Source organism: Acinetobacter chinensis (genome assembly GCF_002165375.2).
Lineage (GTDB): Bacteria > Pseudomonadota > Gammaproteobacteria > Pseudomonadales > Moraxellaceae > Acinetobacter > Acinetobacter chinensis.
The window spans coordinates 2,325,828-2,342,898 of sequence record NZ_CP032134.1; the positions used below are offsets into that span (position 1 = coordinate 2,325,828).

At 40.2% G+C, this 17,071-nt stretch carries 18 protein-coding genes; 7 read left to right on the plus strand and 11 right to left on the minus strand.

All coding sequences use genetic code 11. The features are described from left to right. Nucleotides 1-5 precede the first annotated feature (5 nt). From CDG60_RS11970 to tfpB, 3 genes are all read right to left on the minus strand, one after another. Nucleotides 6-671: a response regulator transcription factor gene (locus CDG60_RS11970; protein ID WP_087512452.1), complete on the minus strand. Its 666-nt coding sequence runs from the start codon at nt 669-671 to the stop codon at nt 6-8. Nucleotides 672-805: 134 nt separating this feature from the next. Beyond that, nucleotides 806-1,171 carry a NirD/YgiW/YdeI family stress tolerance protein gene (locus CDG60_RS11975; RefSeq protein ID WP_087512451.1) on the minus strand — a complete coding sequence of 122 codons (366 nt, stop codon included), beginning with the start codon at nt 1,169-1,171 and terminating at the stop codon, nt 806-808. An 84-nt stretch (nt 1,172-1,255) separates the two neighbouring features. Beyond that, nucleotides 1,256-3,013 carry a type IV pilus assembly ATPase TfpB gene (tfpB, locus tag CDG60_RS11980; protein WP_087512450.1) on the minus strand — a complete coding sequence of 586 codons (1,758 nt, stop codon included), beginning with the start codon at nt 3,011-3,013 and terminating at the stop codon, nt 1,256-1,258. Nucleotides 3,014-3,185: 172 nt separating this feature from the next. Here tfpB and CDG60_RS11985 point away from each other — a divergent pair, with 172 nt between their 5' ends. The 3 genes from CDG60_RS11985 (at nt 3,186) to CDG60_RS11995 (ending at nt 5,511) form a co-directional block, all read left to right on the plus strand. Continuing rightward, nucleotides 3,186-4,244 (plus strand): hypothetical protein, encoded by a 1,059-nt coding sequence (locus tag CDG60_RS11985; protein ID WP_087512449.1) that lies wholly within the window; start codon nt 3,186-3,188, stop codon nt 4,242-4,244. 278 nt (nt 4,245-4,522) lie between these two features. Next, nucleotides 4,523-5,077 carry a hypothetical protein gene (locus tag CDG60_RS11990; protein ID WP_087512448.1) on the plus strand — a complete coding sequence of 185 codons (555 nt, stop codon included), beginning with the start codon at nt 4,523-4,525 and terminating at the stop codon, nt 5,075-5,077. 215 nt (nt 5,078-5,292) lie between these two features. Next, nucleotides 5,293-5,511, plus strand: a complete 219-nt coding sequence (locus tag CDG60_RS11995; protein WP_087512447.1) for a hypothetical protein — start codon at nt 5,293-5,295, stop codon at nt 5,509-5,511. A gap of 22 nt (nt 5,512-5,533) precedes the next feature. On the opposite strand, the gene tsaA is transcribed toward CDG60_RS11995, so the two are convergent. Further along, nucleotides 5,534-6,235, minus strand: coding sequence for a tRNA (N6-threonylcarbamoyladenosine(37)-N6)-methyltransferase TrmO (gene tsaA, locus CDG60_RS12000; protein WP_087512563.1), 702 nt, complete (start codon nt 6,233-6,235; stop codon nt 5,534-5,536). 120 nt (nt 6,236-6,355) lie between these two features. Here tsaA and CDG60_RS12005 point away from each other — a divergent pair, with 120 nt between their 5' ends. After that, entirely contained in the window at nt 6,356-7,135 is a 780-nt protein-coding gene (locus CDG60_RS12005; RefSeq protein ID WP_087512446.1) for a ferredoxin--NADP reductase, read from the plus strand. 341 nt (nt 7,136-7,476) lie between these two features. Here the strand turns inward: CDG60_RS12005 and CDG60_RS12010 are convergent, their stop codons facing one another. Beyond that, complete coding sequence (locus CDG60_RS12010; RefSeq protein ID WP_087512445.1) at nt 7,477-8,046, minus strand: TetR/AcrR family transcriptional regulator; 570 nt, start codon at nt 8,044-8,046, stop codon at nt 7,477-7,479. A gap of 773 nt (nt 8,047-8,819) precedes the next feature. Here CDG60_RS12010 and CDG60_RS12015 point away from each other — a divergent pair. Next, nucleotides 8,820-11,237, plus strand: a complete 2,418-nt coding sequence (locus CDG60_RS12015; protein ID WP_087512444.1) for a membrane-bound PQQ-dependent dehydrogenase, glucose/quinate/shikimate family — start codon at nt 8,820-8,822, stop codon at nt 11,235-11,237. A 253-nt stretch (nt 11,238-11,490) separates the two neighbouring features. Here the strand turns inward: CDG60_RS12015 and CDG60_RS12020 are convergent, their stop codons facing one another. From CDG60_RS12020 to CDG60_RS12030, 3 genes are all read right to left on the minus strand, one after another. Beyond that, nucleotides 11,491-11,673, minus strand: a complete 183-nt coding sequence (locus CDG60_RS12020; protein ID WP_087512443.1) for a hypothetical protein — start codon at nt 11,671-11,673, stop codon at nt 11,491-11,493. 36 nt (nt 11,674-11,709) lie between these two features. Next, nucleotides 11,710-11,961 (minus strand): hypothetical protein, encoded by a 252-nt coding sequence (locus tag CDG60_RS12025; protein ID WP_087512442.1) that lies wholly within the window; start codon nt 11,959-11,961, stop codon nt 11,710-11,712. A 158-nt stretch (nt 11,962-12,119) separates the two neighbouring features. Beyond that, nucleotides 12,120-12,752: a cation efflux transmembrane domain-containing protein gene (locus tag CDG60_RS12030; RefSeq protein ID WP_087512441.1), complete on the minus strand. Its 633-nt coding sequence runs from the start codon at nt 12,750-12,752 to the stop codon at nt 12,120-12,122. A 102-nt stretch (nt 12,753-12,854) separates the two neighbouring features. On the opposite strand from CDG60_RS12030, the gene CDG60_RS12035 reads away from it, so the two are divergent. Then, the gene (locus CDG60_RS12035) at nt 12,855-13,262 is read left to right on the plus strand and encodes a Cd(II)/Pb(II)-responsive transcriptional regulator (protein ID WP_087512440.1); all 408 of its coding nucleotides are present in this window, start codon (nt 12,855-12,857) and stop codon (nt 13,260-13,262) included. Between the two features lie 358 nt (nt 13,263-13,620). Here the strand turns inward: CDG60_RS12035 and arsB are convergent, their stop codons facing one another. Genes arsB through CDG60_RS12050 form a run of 3 tightly spaced genes read right to left on the minus strand, consistent with a single transcriptional unit; the run spans nt 13,621 to nt 15,492 of the window. Further along, entirely contained in the window at nt 13,621-14,670 is a 1,050-nt protein-coding gene (arsB, locus tag CDG60_RS12040; protein ID WP_087512562.1) for an ACR3 family arsenite efflux transporter, read from the minus strand. A 10-nt stretch (nt 14,671-14,680) separates the two neighbouring features. Then, entirely contained in the window at nt 14,681-15,154 is a 474-nt protein-coding gene (locus tag CDG60_RS12045; RefSeq protein ID WP_087512439.1) for an arsenate reductase ArsC, read from the minus strand. Nucleotides 15,155-15,168: 14 nt separating this feature from the next. Beyond that, nucleotides 15,169-15,492 carry an ArsR/SmtB family transcription factor gene (locus CDG60_RS12050; RefSeq protein WP_087512438.1) on the minus strand — a complete coding sequence of 108 codons (324 nt, stop codon included), beginning with the start codon at nt 15,490-15,492 and terminating at the stop codon, nt 15,169-15,171. A 163-nt stretch (nt 15,493-15,655) separates the two neighbouring features. Here CDG60_RS12050 and trhP point away from each other — a divergent pair, with 163 nt between their 5' ends. Further along, entirely contained in the window at nt 15,656-17,056 is a 1,401-nt protein-coding gene (gene trhP / locus CDG60_RS12055) for a prephenate-dependent tRNA uridine(34) hydroxylase TrhP (protein ID WP_087512437.1), read from the plus strand. Nucleotides 17,057-17,071: the final 15 nt, after the last annotated feature.

The window sequence follows — 17,071 nt, forward strand, 5'->3', positions numbered from 1 at the left end:
ATGACTCAGTCCTTCTGCAGATTCATTTTATAACCGAGTCCTCTGACTGTTTTTATATAATGACTGCCTATCTTTTTACGCAACTGGTAAATAAAGACTTCGATAGCATTACTTTCTATTTCATCACCCCAGGCATATAAAGACTCCTCCAGCTGTTCGCGAGTCACAATATGTTCTGGGCGCAGCATCAGCTTATGCAGAAGCTGAAATTCTCGGGCAGTCAGATTCACAGGCTGACCATTCAGATGAACGGATTTAGCCACCGGATTCAATACAATATCTCCAAAAGAAATCTGATCGGAAACAGTCTGCTGACGCTGTCTGAGCTGAGTCCGTACCCGTGCAGACAGTTCCTCCAGACTGAAAGGCTTCACCAGATAATCATTTGCCCCCATATCCAGTCCTTCCACCCGATCCTGCACTGCATCACGGGCAGTCAGAAAAATAACCGGTGTTTCAGGATGATCCTTACGCAGTTTTTTCAGAATTTCATCACCACTGGCAACAGGTAAACCACGGTCAAGCAGGACACAATCATATTCATGCTGAGCCAGCGCATGTATGGCATGATCACCTCGCTCCACCCAGTCCAGATGATAACCATCCATTTCCAGCCAGGTTTTTATACTTTCTGCCTGAGAAACATCGTCTTCTGCCAGTAATATCCGCATTTTATTTTACCCATCTGTCAGGTACAGCTTTTATCATGCCCTGAAAAACCTGCTGAATCAAAAAAACCATATGACGACTCATATGGTTTTTTCAGGTTCATACTAAGATCAGTTAATATTAATCCATAGCTCGATCAGAACTGTACAGCATCCACATCAATTTCAACGCGCTTTGCAGGTTTATAATCAATATCCACCTCACCAGTAATGGTCACAGGCGTTCTTGCAGAAACAGGCTTACCTTTCCATAGCTCATCATCAATATCTACGGTAATAGTCCCAGTACTGTCACGGAACTGATATTTTTCATCACCGATAGCTTTAACGACATAACCTTTCAATTGTACCGGTGAATCATCTTTAAGTGTCAGTGCATGTTTAACCGTAGTCGGCACAGCTTGAGCAGCAACTGCTGCCTGATTGACAGGAGTGTTCGCCATTGCAAATGTGGTGCTGCCTACAATACCCGCAACCATTAAAGCTTTCGAAAATACGTTCATTTCTTCTTCCTCATCGACTTGTTCAGTTATCTGATGCAGTCATTAAATCAAACAAACATGAGGTGAATCTTAAGATGAAGCATTTCAGCTCAATGGCACAACCCGCAGAACTTCCTCAAGGGTCGTCATCCCTTCCACCACCTTGCGTGCACCTGCAATTCTTAAAGGCTCAATTCCTTCTTTCTTTGCCTGCTCACGCAGCTGCGTCAGATTTGCATTTGCACCGATCATCTGTTTGGACTCCAGGCTGACAGGCATAAACTCATAAATACCGACACGACCTTTATACCCAGTATGGCGACACGCCTCGCATCCTGTTGCCTTAAAGACAAACTCGGGTTTTTCTATGGCATAGTCATACGTCAGGTGATCCCATTCCTGATCATTCAGAAAAGTTTCCTGTTTGCACTGTGGGCATAAGCGTCTGACCAGCCGCTGTGCCAGTACCCCCAGAATGGTTGCAGCAGTTAAAAATGGCTGCACCCCCAGATCATGAAGTCGGGTCAGACTGGAAGGAGCATCGTTGGTGTGCAATGTTGATAAGACCAGATGACCCGTCAAAGCTGCCTGAATGGCCATATTTGCAGTATCCTGGTCACGTATTTCCCCCACCATAATAATATCAGGGTCCTGACGCATCAGTGCCCTGACACCATCTGCAAATCCGAGTTCAATGCCCTGATTGACCTGCATCTGGTTAAAACTCGGTTCGAGCATTTCAATCGGGTCTTCAATCGTACAGACATTGACTTCATCTGTTGCCAGCTGTTTCAGTGATGAATAAAGAGTCGTCGTTTTACCAGACCCTGTCGGACCTGTCACCAGAATAATACCGTGACTGTGCGCTGTCAGTGTCTGCCAGCTCTCAAGCAGCCCACCTTCAAAACCGAGCTGCTGAAAACTTCTGACCAGTACTTCCGGGTCAAAAATACGCATCACCAGTTTTTCACCAAAAGCAGTAGGTAAGGTTGAAAGACGAAGCTCTGTTTCCTGCCCTTTAGGTGTTCGGGTCTTTAAGCGACCATCCTGCGGTTTACGTTTTTCAGCGACATTCATACGTCCCAGAATTTTAATCCGGGAAATCACCGCGGTCAGTGTATTTGCCGGCATGTTGTAAATGGTGTGCAGTACACCATCAATTCTGAAACGTACTTTACCTGTATCTTTGCGAGGTTCAAGATGAATATCACTGGCACCCTGTTCAAATGCAAACTGTAAAACCCAGTCCACCAGTTTAACAATATGCTGATCATTGGCATCAGGGTTCTGTGTATCCCCCAGCTGTAACAATGCCTCTACGCCTTTGTTTTCACGATCATAAGCATTTGATTTCTGTGATGAATGTACAGCGCGACTGACCTGATAATACTCCACCAGATAACGCTGTAACTGTTCCGGATTGAGCAGAACACGCTTTATTTTACGCGGCAACAGGCTTCTTTCCAGATTGGATACCCACTCAGTCACATAAGGCTGATCTGTCGCAATTAAAATGGTATCTGTCTGAATTTCCACAGCAAGAATTCGGTTTCTGACAGCAAACTCCTGTGACATTACAGCTGTCAGCGCCTGCACATCGGCCTTTAGTGGATCAATAATATAAAAAGGCAATTCTGATTTTTCTGCCAGCCACTGACATAAACGGTTCAGGGTTAAAGTACTTTGCGGATGACTCTGGTCCACCAGACTGAAATTTGAAATCCATTGTAAAGGGTGCCACTTCAGCTGATCACGCTGTCGATGCGTGGTCTGTACCCTCATTTTTTCCCGTTCAGTAATTTTGCCATCTTTTAATAACTGGTCGAGACACCAGGTCGTATCAATTTCAAAATTGAATTGCATTTTTATTTCCCCAAAAGACACCACCAGTATAGCAGAAATGCATTAACTCTCTGTCACTTACAGATATTTCTGACTGATAAATAAAATAAGAAGAATGTAAGCAGATTTGAATTTCTTTGTATTAAAGAAAAATAATGATAAATTGATCACAAAATAACAAAAAGATGTACTAATGATCACAAAAAAATGTTTAGCTCTTACATTATCTTCACTGTTTTTACTGAGTGCATGTAGTGATGATGATAAAAATGATAGTGGTTCTGCCCCTCAGCCAACCACACCTAAAACAGAACAATGGACAAAATTTAGGATTCCCGGAAACCAAACAGATCCAAATGACAGTGAGATATATGCAGAATACAGCTCGCAAACATTTACCATCAAAGATGGTAAACTTTACGTAAAATCATACAATCCCGAATTAGCAGGCATTGGGAAAAATTTGATACATTCCACCCTGGACTCGATATATTCAAATGGAACTGTTGATAAAACCGACGGAACCCTTGCAGGAAATATTACAGTTACTAATACCGAATGGTTACTGAAACCTAATTCACCTATCAATATCAATCAGCTGGAAATCAAATCTGAATATAAACTGCTGAATATTTCCAATCAGGATATTCTTGAAAGTATTGAACCTTATATTGCTGTAAATCAAAGAAATGTCCCCAATACTGATCAGCTTTATAATCACAACATCAAAGTACTTGCAACACTGGAACAATTTAAAGGTAAAAAATTTCCAAATGGTGCGACTTGCCTTCAGCTTCAGAAGACTACTCAAAATCAGGATACATGGGAGCTTCAACTCTATAATGATCAAAATGCTGCCCAGAATATCTGGTATGATTATGCTGAAGGTGCATCACCTGAGTACCACAGACAAATGGAAGGTTTCATTTCACCAGAAATGATTAAGGTAAATACACCCTATATTCATCAAACTGACTTTACCCCATTAATGCGAAATGTTGATTATTATCCTGGCATAGCAAAATTTGAAAATAAATTTTACAGCGTGTGGAAAATAGGAAAGGGAGTTCGTTTTGATCCTGCCCCACTCAATAAAAAGTACCTGGATGAATTTAAATATGTAGATGAAAGTTCTTCTGGGCAAGCTATCGCTGAACAGTTTGAAAAAGCACTAGGAACTTCCTGTGACTACCTCAACCCTGTTGCAACTAAAGCTATTCACGATATCTTAGGTACCCCGCCATCTCAATGATGATCAGGCAGTTCATATTCCACTATGAACTGCTTGTATTTCTTAAAATATAAAAAATAGCATTTGATCACGAGACAACCACTCATTACAGGTCTCAAACCCAGCAGTTAATAAACTGTGAGATAAAGAATATTCAGCTCACACCCTGCGTCCACGTTCAAAAGCTCTCAAGTGAAATAAACTATTGTTTTTTAACTTTTTACCATTACACGTATAAAAAAGTTCAGATAAAATCCGCTTGCTTTATACAAGCGATAATTAGTAATTTTGAGGGTGTTATGAATATTAAATTTTTAGGGGTAACTGTTTTTTCAACTTTAATACTTGTTGCCTGTGGTGGCTCATCTGAATCAGAAAATGCTTCAGCTGAAAACAGATCAGATCAAATTCCAGAGCAAAGCATCATCTCCAACCTGGAATGGAGTGAATACAGTTTTGATCACGCAAGTCCAACTACGCTCAATATTATTAAAAAAAGCCTGATGACAATCAACAGTCGTTCTTTATACCGTAAATTTGAATATACAACTGTAGGTACTGTACCTGAAAATTATCCCTGGCTTTTTGAGACAGAAGCTCTGACAGAAGACGGTTTGTATCAACTTCCTGAAACAGCATCACAACAGGGCTATCATTACGGTGTAGATTTAAATATTTCAGTAAATGGTACCGTGTGGACTTTTACACCATACTCAAACCTGCATCTAAAAAGACTCAAATTTACAACTGACTATGATGTCATAAACCTGTCAGTTATTATCTTGATACATATCTACATCTTAGGGAAAGTTATATACAGTCACTTGGCTACTCCCCTGCTCCCAGCCATTTAAAAAATGTCCAGGGACTTATTTTCCCTGAAGGATCATTCTGCCTGCGTAAAAAAACAGTATCTACCAATCAGCCTGTTATAAAAATTAATTATTACTTACCAATATGGACAAGCCATACACCTGATGAATATTTCCCAGAAGGGTATACAACCAATAATCTTGCGAACTTCCTGATTCATGTGTCTAATGAGTCCCATCAGAACAGCCGTACTGCTATGTTCAGCACAGGAACAGAGTATGCCTATGGTGATTACTACGAATCCGCAGGCACTGTATATAATGTTGAAGATAAAATAACAGAGCTGCAAAAGATATTGCAGGAATACCCTGAAGATAAAGACATAAAATGGGAAATTGAAAAACTTAAAAATCAATGCACCATGTTTAACAAAACAGCAAGTACATATATAGATTCAGCTCAGAAACTGAAATAAGCCCATTGGGAACGGCTCTGATTCAGTGCTGTTCCTCAAGTGCTGTTATATAAATACACTGATCATCTGCGGTAAAACGTACATTGACTCCGCCAAAGCAAAGTCCATAAGAACGCTCCGAATCCTGCTGATAGGCTGGTCTCGGATCCAGTGCCAGCACCTGCTCAAGTTCATTGACCAGCTGGACGGTGATCATTTGAGATTCAAGAAAATACTGTTGATGCTGCTGTGCCGTTTCAGTCCAGCTCACCTGCTTTCTGACCGGTTCATCCTGCGCATAACCACTGATTGCATGCGGTATTGAATCTGAGTACTGAATATAAGGTTTAATGTCCAGCACTGGCGTACCATGCAATAAATCACTGCCTGTCACATAAACCCGAACAGACTTACCCATTTTTTTAACTTCTTTTAACTGAACAACAGACAGCCCAACAGGTGACGGTCTGTACATACTGCGTGTCGCAAATACACCTGTTTTTTGATTCCCCCCAAGTCTGGGTGGACGTACCTGCGGGCGAAACTTCTCACTCTGCTGATTTTTATTATCATGAAACTGCCAGATCAGCCATAAATGACTGAATTCCTCAATGCCTTCAAAGGCAAGCAGATCATTATAAGGCTCAACCATTTCAATCCAGGACTCCACCTGTACCAGATTCGGCTGCCTCGGGATTCCAAACTTTTCATGGTACGGAGAATTCATATAACCAATAATTGGCAAGCTGATTTCAGACATAATCACTTTTTCTGATAAGCTCAATTAAATATATTCAGTTTATAGAGAATGATTTTAGATTAGAATAGCAAGCTGTTCTAATTTGATAATTTATTGAGACCTTTAATGGCTGCTTTCAACGTCGAAAAGATTACTCACGTTCACCACTGGAATGACACATTATTCAGTTTTAAAACAACGCGTGATACTGCACTGCGTTTTAAAAACGGTCAGTTTGTGATGATTGGACTGGAAGTCAACGGTAAGCCTTTAATGCGTGCATATTCAATTGCAAGTGCAAACTACGAAGAAGAACTTGAATTCTTCTCTATTAAAGTTCCAGATGGTCCTTTAACTTCAATTTTACAGAAAGTTAAAGTTGGTGACGATATTCTTATTTCAAAAAAACCGACTGGAACACTGGTTCTGGATGACCTTAACCCAGGTAAAAACTTATATCTGCTGTCTTCTGGTACTGGTCTGGCACCATTTTTATCTACCATCCGTGATCCAGAAACCTATGAACGTTTTGAAAAAATTATTGTGGTTCATGGTACACGCTTTATTTCAGAACTGGCGTACCAGGATCTGATTTTAAATGAAATTCCGAATCACGAATTTTTCTCTGAGCTTGGTGCTAAAGAAAAGTTAGTCTATTACCCAACTGTGACACGTGAAGAGTTCCATACTCAAGGTCGTGTAACAACTGCGATTGAATCTGGTCAGCTGTTTGAAAAAATTGGTTTACCACGTTTCAACCCTGAAACTGACCGTGCAATGCTTTGCGGTAGCCCAGCTTTCCTGGATGATGTTGCAGCGCTTCTTGACCAGCATGGTCTGAAAGAATCTCCTAAAATGGGTGTTCTTGGCGACTACGTTATTGAACGTGCCTTTGTTGAAAAGTAATCCTGATCAAATAAACCGGACAAAAGTCCGGTTTATTTGAACTGATGCACACACCAGACCTTACTTTTTCATAAAAGTTGTTTTTCTTCAAAAGATTAAATATAATCAGAAAATAAAATATTCAGTGTGAAGTTATTTCTGAATCACTGTTTAAAATGGATAAAATTTCAGAGGATGTAGCGTCTATATTAAAATAACCATAAGAAAGAAGATTAAAGCTTCTCATGTTAATATCTTAAACATTCTTTTTAAGAATTGTTCATTGTATTAACAAATAAACTTTTTCAGCGAAGCGTGATTTAAAAATCACGCTTTTTTATTTTTAAGCCCTGAGATTCAACTCAGACTGTTTCGTTTGCTTCAAGCTGAATCAGCTGATAAACCCTGTCCCAGTATTCCTCTATTTTCACAGTTTCTGGTTTAATCTGAGCCTGTATTGTCATGCCATCCAGTAAACTCGTCAGTACCATTGCCAGTGACAAAGACTGCTGTATACCCAGACCTTTCAGAGCACTGTCCATACGTGCTGTCAGCCATTGCCTGTACTCCGTTGCAGGTTCCAGGGTTGAAGGATACATTGTGGAAACTTCTTCAATTGCCTTCTGGAACATGCAGCCATTGAAGTCTTCCATTTGAAACCAGTGACCATACCAGTAAAAAACTGTACGTAAATGACTGATATAATCTGTGGAATCACATTCAGCAATCGCAGCATTTAACGCAAACTGTAGATTCAGGTTTCTCTGATGCAGACAATCTTCAATCAGTTTTGCCTTGGATGAAAAGTATTTATAAAAAGTCATTTTCGCGACACCTGACTCATTGATAATACGATCAACACCAATTGCATTATATCCATACGCATTAAAGAGTTTTAATGCTGTATGAATAATTTCATCCTTTTTGGACATAAGTACTGCCTGCTACACCAAGTTTCAGATGCCCTGTTCATCTGGAAAACCATGAACATCTGAATACATAAAAATTATAGGTTTAAAGTATTTACTGATCTGCGCTAAAAACAGACCTGTATTTAATTAGAATTTTTTTTCACATCTGACAGCATCTTTTTTATTTTTTGGAGTAAAAATACGATGCAAATCATATTCATTCTAAAAAAGAGCTGATGAAAAGCGAGTAACTATAACAGACTGCCTTTTAAAAATAAAAACTGTGCGATCAATCCTGTTCTCTTATATAAACCAGTCAGTCCAGCCTAAAACACAGTTTTTTTTTGATATTACATAAAAAAATTAGACACACTTTTTTTTAAATAACCCTCCTGTTGCATTCAAGTCATTGAAATATAAAAAACAAGTCATTCTATTTTTCTAAATTTTAATGGATTTTATCATTATGCGATAAAGTGGTACAATATTAACCACAAAAATCTCTCCCCTTCATTGAATCAATTGCTTACCCAGCGATTGATTCCTGATGACTTTGTTACATAGCTATTGAATTCGATAAGATTTGAGTCTGTTGAGCATTCGTCTATGTTTGCGACAATATGTATTTTTCAATGATACGTAACGTGAAATATGAGTTTCATTATTCAAAATGGTGAACTCATTCATTTCTCGACATAACGTAAATCATTGATGAAATCTCAACAGCCCCTATAACATGCCCGTTATTCTTTTCTGAACTATGCAACCAAGCCGAATTTACCAAGAGGCAAGGTATGAGCACAGAGCAAAACTCTCCCGTAGAGGCAACCAGGTCCAAAGTCTATCGATACTTCTTTATCGTCTTGACTGCACTCATTGCCCTATATCTCATCATCCAGGGTTCAAAATTATTGAGCTTAGGTGGTTCAAGTTATTACGTTATTGCTGGTGTTGCGTACATCATCATTGCGATTCTATATGCGTTAAAAAAAGCCATAGGTTTGTGGTTGTCTATCATCACATTTGTTGCAACTGTGATTTGGGCGATTGCTGAAGTTCAAGGTCTAGACTTCTGGCAATATATTCCACGTCTGGTAATTCCAACGGTTTTATTTGTTTTAAGTTTATGGGCAAGTCACAGTCTGCCTGCATTAACCAGTAAAAAGGTGAAAGCTGCCAATCAAGTTGGATTTGTAGGTTTCGCTGCCTGTGTTATTGCACTCATTGCAGCATTTTACCCACATGGCAAAGTTTTAAATCCAGTGGATTTGGTTCAAGATCCAAACCTTGCAAAACCAAATGCTGAAAACTCAGATAACTGGGAATATTTCGGTCGTAATGGCAATGGTACCCGTTTTGCGCCTTATACTGATATTAGCCCTGAAAATGTCAAAGATTTAAAAGTTGCCTGGACTTATCACACAGGTCGTGATTTAAAAGCAGGTGTGGATGAAAATACACCAATTCAAATTGGTAGTACGCTTTATTCATGTACACCGACCAATATCATTACTGCAATTGATGGTGATAGTGGTAAAGCCATCTGGAAATATGATCCTAAGGCAAAAACAGCGGAACATATTACCTGTCGTGGTGTGGGTTATTATGATGCAAGCAAAGATGCTTCACTCACTCCTGCTGATTTAGCATCGAATGGGATTAAAGCATGCCCACAACGTATTTTAACTTCGACTGTGGATGGTCGTTTAATTGCTTTAAATGCTAAAACAGGTGCTTTATGTCCTGAGTTTGGTGTCAATGGTCAAGTCGATGTTTTACATGACATGGGGCCAACTGAACAAAGTAAACGTTATCACCCTACTTCTACGCCTTTAATTGCAGGTCATGTGGCAATTCTTGGTGGTTGGGTACGTGATATTGTTCACGGCGAACCTTCAGGTGTCGTCCGTGCTTATGATGTGCGTACTGGTAAATTGGCTTGGGCTTGGGATGTTGGTAATCCTGAACTTTCAGGTGAACCTACAAACGGCAAAGGCTTCACACTTGAAACACCCAATATGTGGACCATTCCAACTTATGACAAAGATCTAAATCTGGTTTATTTACCTACAGGTAATGGTCCTCCAGATTACTGGGGCGGTGACCGAAATGGGGCGAAAGAAAAATTCGGTTCAGCTGTAGTCGCTGTCAATGCAACTACGGGTAAAACTGTATGGTCTTATCAAATCGTGCATCATGACGTTTGGGACTATGATTTACCTTCACAACCCGTTTTATACGACATGACCAATGAACAAGGTCAAAAAGTTCCAGCATTGATTCAAACCACAAAAATGGGACAAATCTTTGTTTTAGACCGTCGTACAGGACATCCTGTTTCTAAAGTGGTTGAAAAAGCAGTACCAACTTCTGGTGCAGCTGAAGGTGAAAAACTTTCTCCAACACAACCTTATTCTGTAGACATGCCACAAATTGGGAATGACACTTTACGTGAAAAAGACATGTGGGGGATTTCTACATTTGACCAGTTAAACTGCCGTATTGACTATAAAGATTCAGTCTATCAAGGTCTTTATACTCCACCAGGTGAAAAACCCTATATCGAATGGCCAAGTTTATTGGGTGGTATGAACTGGGGTGGTATTTCAATTGATGAATCGACTGGTTTAATGTTCGTCAACGATATGCGTATGCCACTTCGTATGTCTTTAGTTCGTAAAGAAGACATGGGCAAATACAAAATTTCAACTGATGAAGTGCCTGGATTTATGGGTACTGTACGACCACAATTTGCAGGTCCTTATGCAGGTGTAAAAATTGACATCATGCAGTCTGCATTGGGTGTCCCGTGTAACCGACCACCTTTCGGTACGATGACAGCGATTGATTTAAAATCTAAAAAAGTGGTTTGGGAAGTGCCTATGGGTACAGCTGAACAACTTGGTCCTTTAGGTGTTAAATCACACATGCCTATGCCTTTAGGTATGCCAACTTTAGGTGGTCCAACGTCAACTGCTTCTGGTTTAGTATTCTTTGCTGGTACGCAAGATTATTACTTACGCGCTCTGGACTCTAAAACTGGTAAAGAAGTCTGGAAAGCTGAGCTTCCTGTGGCTGCAGTTGCTGCACCGTTGATTTATAAATCACCGAAAACTGGTAAACAATATGTAGTGATCTCTGCGGGTGGTGCAAGCCATTCTAAAGATGTCGGTGATTACATTATTGCTTATGCTTTGCCTGATCAAAAATAATCAGTGTTTAAATATGTATTATTAAAATAGTACTGACCTAAATACCGAGAAAAATACCCGATGCTACTCATCGGGTGTTTTTTCAGGTGAAAATTTCTAAAATCATTCTGAACCTGTTTCACTGAAAATCCACACGAAAATTGATGACTGAGAACTGAATTTCAAAGCTGTATATTCAGATATCTATCAACACAATAAAAAATAGCCGAGACATTCGGTTCGGCTATTTTAAACTTAATCGTGTAATTTAAACTCAGTTACCACGACCTTCCTGATTCGCATGTCCGACACAACCTGCTCCGCCACCAATCACAAAACCACGTTCTGCCTTGCAGGAACCAATGACCTGACCACGTGAATCATAAGTCGTGACTGTAGAAGCACAACCAGTCACCAAAACAGCTGTAATCAGTGCAATAAATGCTGAAACTTTCATAATTTTTCCTTTCAATATTGACGAGTGTCAATAACCCTATTGATTTAATTGAATTTGTGTATGAACTGGAGGTGTAGGCAGCAGACCTGTCTTAATATTCGCTTGTCTATAGTCAATACCGGTACTGTTTCCATGGCCAAGACACTCTGCTTTTGCCCCAATAATAAAACCCTGAGTCGCTTCACATGAACCAATGACATTGCCTGCAACATCGTAAGTAATGACTTTGGCACTACAACCACTCAGCAAAACCAGCAGACCTAGTATAAAATAATTTTTAAAATTCACCTTAACCCCTATTTCAATATAATTAAATAATTCATAAAAATTATTTACTTATTTTTAATTGGCACAGATTCTATCCATTATTTTTAAACTGTAAAGTCTTATTTTTAAACAGATGATAAAAAAACCACCGTAAAGGTGGTTTTCTAAATTTATAAAATTTAAGTATTTAACATAGGCTGGTTGTCTCTTCTTTCCTGCAAAGCTTTCTTAATCACCTGATAACCGCCTGTTAATCCTAAAGTCGCCATAATCACTGCAACAATAATATCCGGTAATAAACTGCCTGTACCAAATACCCCCACCGCTGCCAGGATCACTGCAACATTACCAATCGCATCATTACGGCTGCACAGCCACACAGACTGCATGTTGGAATCACCATCGCGGAAAGCGTACAGAACTACTGCGGCAACCACATTGGCGATCAACGCTATAACACCGATTGCTCCCATGGTAATTGCTTCAGGTGGAATTCCCTGGATATAAGCATAGGCAGATTTACCGATGACCACAAAACCAAACAACGCCATGGTCAAGCCTTTCAGCAATGCCACTGTCGCACGCCAGTACAAACTCGCACCAAGTACGGCAAGCGAAATACCATAGTTCACAGCATCACCAAAGAAGTCTAATGAATCCGCCCACAGTGCCGATGAATGTGCATAAGCACCACCGATCAACTCGACAAAGAACATCGCAAGGTTAATAAACAATGCAATCCACAATGCCGTTCTGAACTTACTGTTTGGTTTTTTCGGTGCAGGTTCATGACTGCAATCACAACATGCCATGTGCGTTCCCCTTGATTAATAATTCATCTGTATTATGCTATTTAAAACTATGGACTAACTCCAAGGTCAAGCCTTGTTTGAGTATTTCTGGAGAAATTCATCATGCAACAATATCTCATCAGCGATCTGGCAAAAAAGACCCAACTGAGTACCGACACCATTCGTTTTTATGAAAAAAAACAATTGATTCAACCAAGCTTTCGTGCTGAAAATAATTATAAATATTATGATGATGAATGCCTGAAACGTTTAATTTTCATCAAACGCTGTCGTGCTTTGGACATGACCTTACATGAAATTGTGGCATTACTGGAACAGGTTCAACATCCTGAACGTGGCTGTAAAATTGTCGATCAACTCATTGAAGAACACATTCAGCATGTGGAAACACGGATTCTGGAATTGCAGAGTTTTAAAACGCAATTGGTTGCCTTGCGCCAGTCCTGCGCTTCAGACAGCACCATTGATCATTGTCAGATTGTTAAAAAGTTAGAGGCTTCGATTGAATAAATCATACAACCTGAACAATACATAAATTCAATCGGTTAATCTTTCAAAAATTCAAAATTCGCTTACAGCATATCTCCTCTATCTCTCAAGGCGACCCGGATATCGCCTTTGGATGGAGGCATAAGGGATGATCCTCTCACCCAACAAAAGTTTTTTGTTTCTTTTCATCTTCGAAAAGAAAATGCTGCCTACACAAATCAATTTTTAATTTTTCAACAAATATGGAGCGGTGCTGATTTTCGATGTAAATCAGCAAATCGACTTCTGATTCACTCGCTTCGACAACTGCTCTGTCGATTCCTGACGTTCAGAATAACGATCCATTATTCGAACAATACTGAATCTATATCTGGCAATGTCATTGACTAACCACTTCTTTAAATACTTTTTTACGTAACCAAAGCGACACACTCACCAAAGCAATCAACACAGGCACTTCAACCAAAGGACCAATCACCGTGGTAAACGCCACAGGCGAAGCCAGACCAAAAGTTGCAATCGCTACTGCAAGTGCCAGTTCAAAATTATTACCTGCTGCAGTAAATGAAATGGCAGTGGTTTTCGGATAGTCATTGCCCATCCATTTGCTCATAAAAAAGCTGATAAAAAACATCACAATAAAATAAATCGTCAGAGGGATGGCAATTCGCAGCACATCGAGTGGCAATGCCACCACATCGGCACCTTTTAAGCTGAACATCGCAACAATGGTAAACAGCAATGCCAGTAAACTCAGCGGACTGATTTTAGGAATAAAGCTGTTTTGATACCAGTCCGGACCCTTTTGTTTGACGAGAATCAAACGGGTTAAAAAGCCCAATAAGAATGGAATTCCCAGATAAATCAGTACTGCCTGGGTGATTGTCCAGAAACTGACATTGATCACTTGCGCTTCAACACCAAAAAATGGCGGTAAATAAGTTAAAAATAGCCATGCATAACTGCTGAAAAACAGGATCTGGAAAATACTGTTAAATGCCACCAAGGCTGCAACATATTGATTATCGCCACAGGCAAGATTATTCCACACCAGCACCATTGCAATACAACGTGCCAAGCCGATCAAAATCAGCCCTGTCATATATTCAGGATAGTTCTGCAAAAACAGAATCGCGAGTGCGAACATCAGACATGGTGCAATCAACCAGTTCTGTAGCAAAGACAAAACCAAGGTTCGCTTATCCTGAAAAACCTGGCTTAAATTTCGATAATCCACTTTGGCTAAAGGTGGATACATCATCAAAATCAAACCAATGGCAATCGGTAAATTCACCGTACCCACACTCATCTGATTCAGCGTTTCTGCTGATTCAGGAAAAAACAGACCTATTGCAATACCAATCGCCATCGCAATAAAGATCCAAAGCATAAGATTCCGATCTAAAAAAGAAAGTTTCTGAAATGACATAGGTGAATCTTCACGCAATCAAAGCAATATTTTCGAGTGCTTTGGCTAATTCCTGTGCATTCAATTGTTCAAAATTCAGTGCAAAAAAAGCATCAAAACGACGTTGGATATGCTGAACCGTTAAATGAAACGCCTGTAATTTTTCTGCTTCCGGCAAATCCATATGTGATGGATCATCCAAACCCCAATGTACTTTCAAGGCATTACCCAAATAAAGTGGGCACGATTCATTAGCCGCTTCGCTACACACTGTCACCACAATTTCAGGCGCAAAGGCTTCACACGCCTGCATATTTTTACTGAATAAACTCTCAGTCGGTATATTCAAACTTTGCAGGGTTTTCAAAGTCAGTGGATGTACCTGTCCTGAGGGATGACTGCCTGCGCTACATGCCTGAAAACCTGATGGTGCCTGTGCATTAAACAAAGCTTCAGACAGAATGCTGCGACAGCTGTTACCTGTACATAAAAATAAAATTTTCATCTTAATTCAATTACCTATTCACAACAGTTTGAATTTTCAGAACATGCTTTTTCAACCAGGTTAAACCGCTGATCCTGTTCTGAGAGTCTGAGTAAAATCTCTTTACACCACGGGGCTAAATCATCATGTAACTGATAGTAGACCCATTGCCCCTGGCGGCGATCCTGCAAAATCTGTGAAGTGCGCAGCAGTGCCAGATGACGTGAAATTTTTGGCTGACTGAGCCCCAGAATTTCTGTTAAATCACAGACACAGTGTTCACCCTGCTTCACGATCATCAGTAAAATATCGAGCCGGGTTTGATCCGCCAGACATTTAAAAAAATCAACTTGATTCATCTCTATATACGAATATATGCATTTCCATATATATTAAACTTAAAATGAGTCAACTGGCAATATTCAATGATCATTCATTTGTAATTCCGAGCTTTTTACTAGGTTGAATCTATTTTTTTTATCACTAAAATAATACCCATAAAGTTTTTATGCCTTTTACGACATGACCATTTCCCACGTTACTGAACTTCTCTCGCCTGCCGGTTCGCTGAAGAATATGCGCTATGCATTTGCTTATGGCGCGGACGCTGTCTATGCAGGTCAGCCGCGTTACAGCTTGCGGGTTCGTAACAATGCATTTGATCATGACAATTTACAAATCGGTATTGCCGAAGCACATGCTTTCGGCAAAAAGTTTTATGTGGTCGTCAATATTCAACCGCATAACTCTAAACTTAAAAACTTTATCCGTGATCTTGAACCCGTGGTTGCGATGCAGCCCGATGCTTTGATTATGTCTGACCCTGGTCTGATCATGATGGTGCGCGAACACTTCCCTGAAGTGTCGATTCACCTGTCTGTTCAAGCCAATGCAGTCAACTGGGCAACAGTCAAGTTCTGGAAAAATATGGGGCTAACGCGTGTGATTTTATCACGTGAATTATCCCTCGAAGAGATCGAAGAAATTAAGCAGAATGTGCCTGATATGGAAATTGAAGTTTTCGTACATGGTGCACTTTGCATGGCTTATTCCGGTCGTTGCTTACTTTCAGGCTATATGAATAAACGTGATGCAAATCAAGGCGCATGCACCAATGCATGTCGCTGGGATTATAAAGTTCACGAAGCAGCAGAAGATGCATCTGGGGATGTCATTCCAGTCCGACAGCTGGAGACAGCATCAGGCTGCTGCAACAATAAAGATGCCGACGAGCAACACGCCCAAAATCAACATCAATTTGGCGAACCGGTTTTATTACAACGCAATGAAGAAGAAATGTTCACTGCTGAAGAGGACGAACATGGTACTTACTTCATGAACTCCAAAGATTTACGTGCCGTACAGCATGTAGACCGTTTAACCCGAATGGGGGTTCATTCCTTAAAAATTGAAGGTCGCACCAAGTCCTATTTTTACTGTGCCCGTACTGCGCAGATTTATCGTAAAGCAATCGATGATGCACATGCAGGCAAAGGTTTTGACCCTGCACTGATGACGCAACTGGAAGGTCTGGCAAACCGTGGCTATACCGAAGGTTTTTTACGTCGTCACGTACACAGTGAATATCAGAATTATGAAACAGGTTCTTCACGCTTTGACCATCAACAGTTTGTTGGTGAAGTTTTAGAGCGAAATGGCGACTATATCAAAGTCGAAGTGAAAAACCGTTTTGTTGTCGGTGACTCACTGGAACTGATGACAACCTCAGGAAATATCACATTTATTCTGTCTGAAATACTGGATAAAAAAGGTCACTCCATCACTGATGCAAAAGGTTCAGGTTATATCGTTGATATTCCAGCACCTGCAGATGTGGATATGGTCTATGCCCTGCTCATTCGTAATTTACCAGAGTCCACTGCCGATATTCAGGCCACTTCACTGGCTTATCAGGCGGTTTAAAACTTCGAGGTATTT

What these genes read in the sequence shown, in the direction of transcription:
- CDG60_RS12005 (WP_087512446.1), top strand. Translation starts at nt 6,356, where the DNA reads ATGGCTGCTTTCAACGTCGAAAAGATTACTCACGTTCACCACTGGAAT.
- CDG60_RS12010 (WP_087512445.1), bottom strand. Translation starts at nt 8,046, where the DNA reads ATGTCCAAAAAGGATGAAATTATTCATACAGCATTAAAACTCTTTAAT.
- CDG60_RS12030 (WP_087512441.1), bottom strand. Translation starts at nt 12,752, where the DNA reads ATGGCATGTTGTGATTGCAGTCATGAACCTGCACCGAAAAAACCAAAC.
- CDG60_RS11970 (WP_087512452.1), bottom strand. Translation starts at nt 671, where the DNA reads ATGCGGATATTACTGGCAGAAGACGATGTTTCTCAGGCAGAAAGTATA.
- arsB (WP_087512562.1), bottom strand. Translation starts at nt 14,670, where the DNA reads ATGTCATTTCAGAAACTTTCTTTTTTAGATCGGAATCTTATGCTTTGG.
- CDG60_RS12045 (WP_087512439.1), bottom strand. Translation starts at nt 15,154, where the DNA reads ATGAAAATTTTATTTTTATGTACAGGTAACAGCTGTCGCAGCATTCTG.
- CDG60_RS12035 (WP_087512440.1), top strand. Translation starts at nt 12,855, where the DNA reads ATGCAACAATATCTCATCAGCGATCTGGCAAAAAAGACCCAACTGAGT.
- CDG60_RS11985 (WP_087512449.1), top strand. Translation starts at nt 3,186, where the DNA reads ATGATCACAAAAAAATGTTTAGCTCTTACATTATCTTCACTGTTTTTA.
- CDG60_RS11990 (WP_087512448.1), top strand. Translation starts at nt 4,523, where the DNA reads ATGAATATTAAATTTTTAGGGGTAACTGTTTTTTCAACTTTAATACTT.
- CDG60_RS11995 (WP_087512447.1), top strand. Translation starts at nt 5,293, where the DNA reads ATGTTCAGCACAGGAACAGAGTATGCCTATGGTGATTACTACGAATCC.
- tfpB (WP_087512450.1), bottom strand. Translation starts at nt 3,013, where the DNA reads ATGCAATTCAATTTTGAAATTGATACGACCTGGTGTCTCGACCAGTTA.
- CDG60_RS12015 (WP_087512444.1), top strand. Translation starts at nt 8,820, where the DNA reads ATGAGCACAGAGCAAAACTCTCCCGTAGAGGCAACCAGGTCCAAAGTC.
- CDG60_RS12020 (WP_087512443.1), bottom strand. Translation starts at nt 11,673, where the DNA reads ATGAAAGTTTCAGCATTTATTGCACTGATTACAGCTGTTTTGGTGACT.
- CDG60_RS11975 (WP_087512451.1), bottom strand. Translation starts at nt 1,171, where the DNA reads ATGAACGTATTTTCGAAAGCTTTAATGGTTGCGGGTATTGTAGGCAGC.
- CDG60_RS12050 (WP_087512438.1), bottom strand. Translation starts at nt 15,492, where the DNA reads ATGAATCAAGTTGATTTTTTTAAATGTCTGGCGGATCAAACCCGGCTC.
- trhP (WP_087512437.1), top strand. Translation starts at nt 15,656, where the DNA reads ATGACCATTTCCCACGTTACTGAACTTCTCTCGCCTGCCGGTTCGCTG.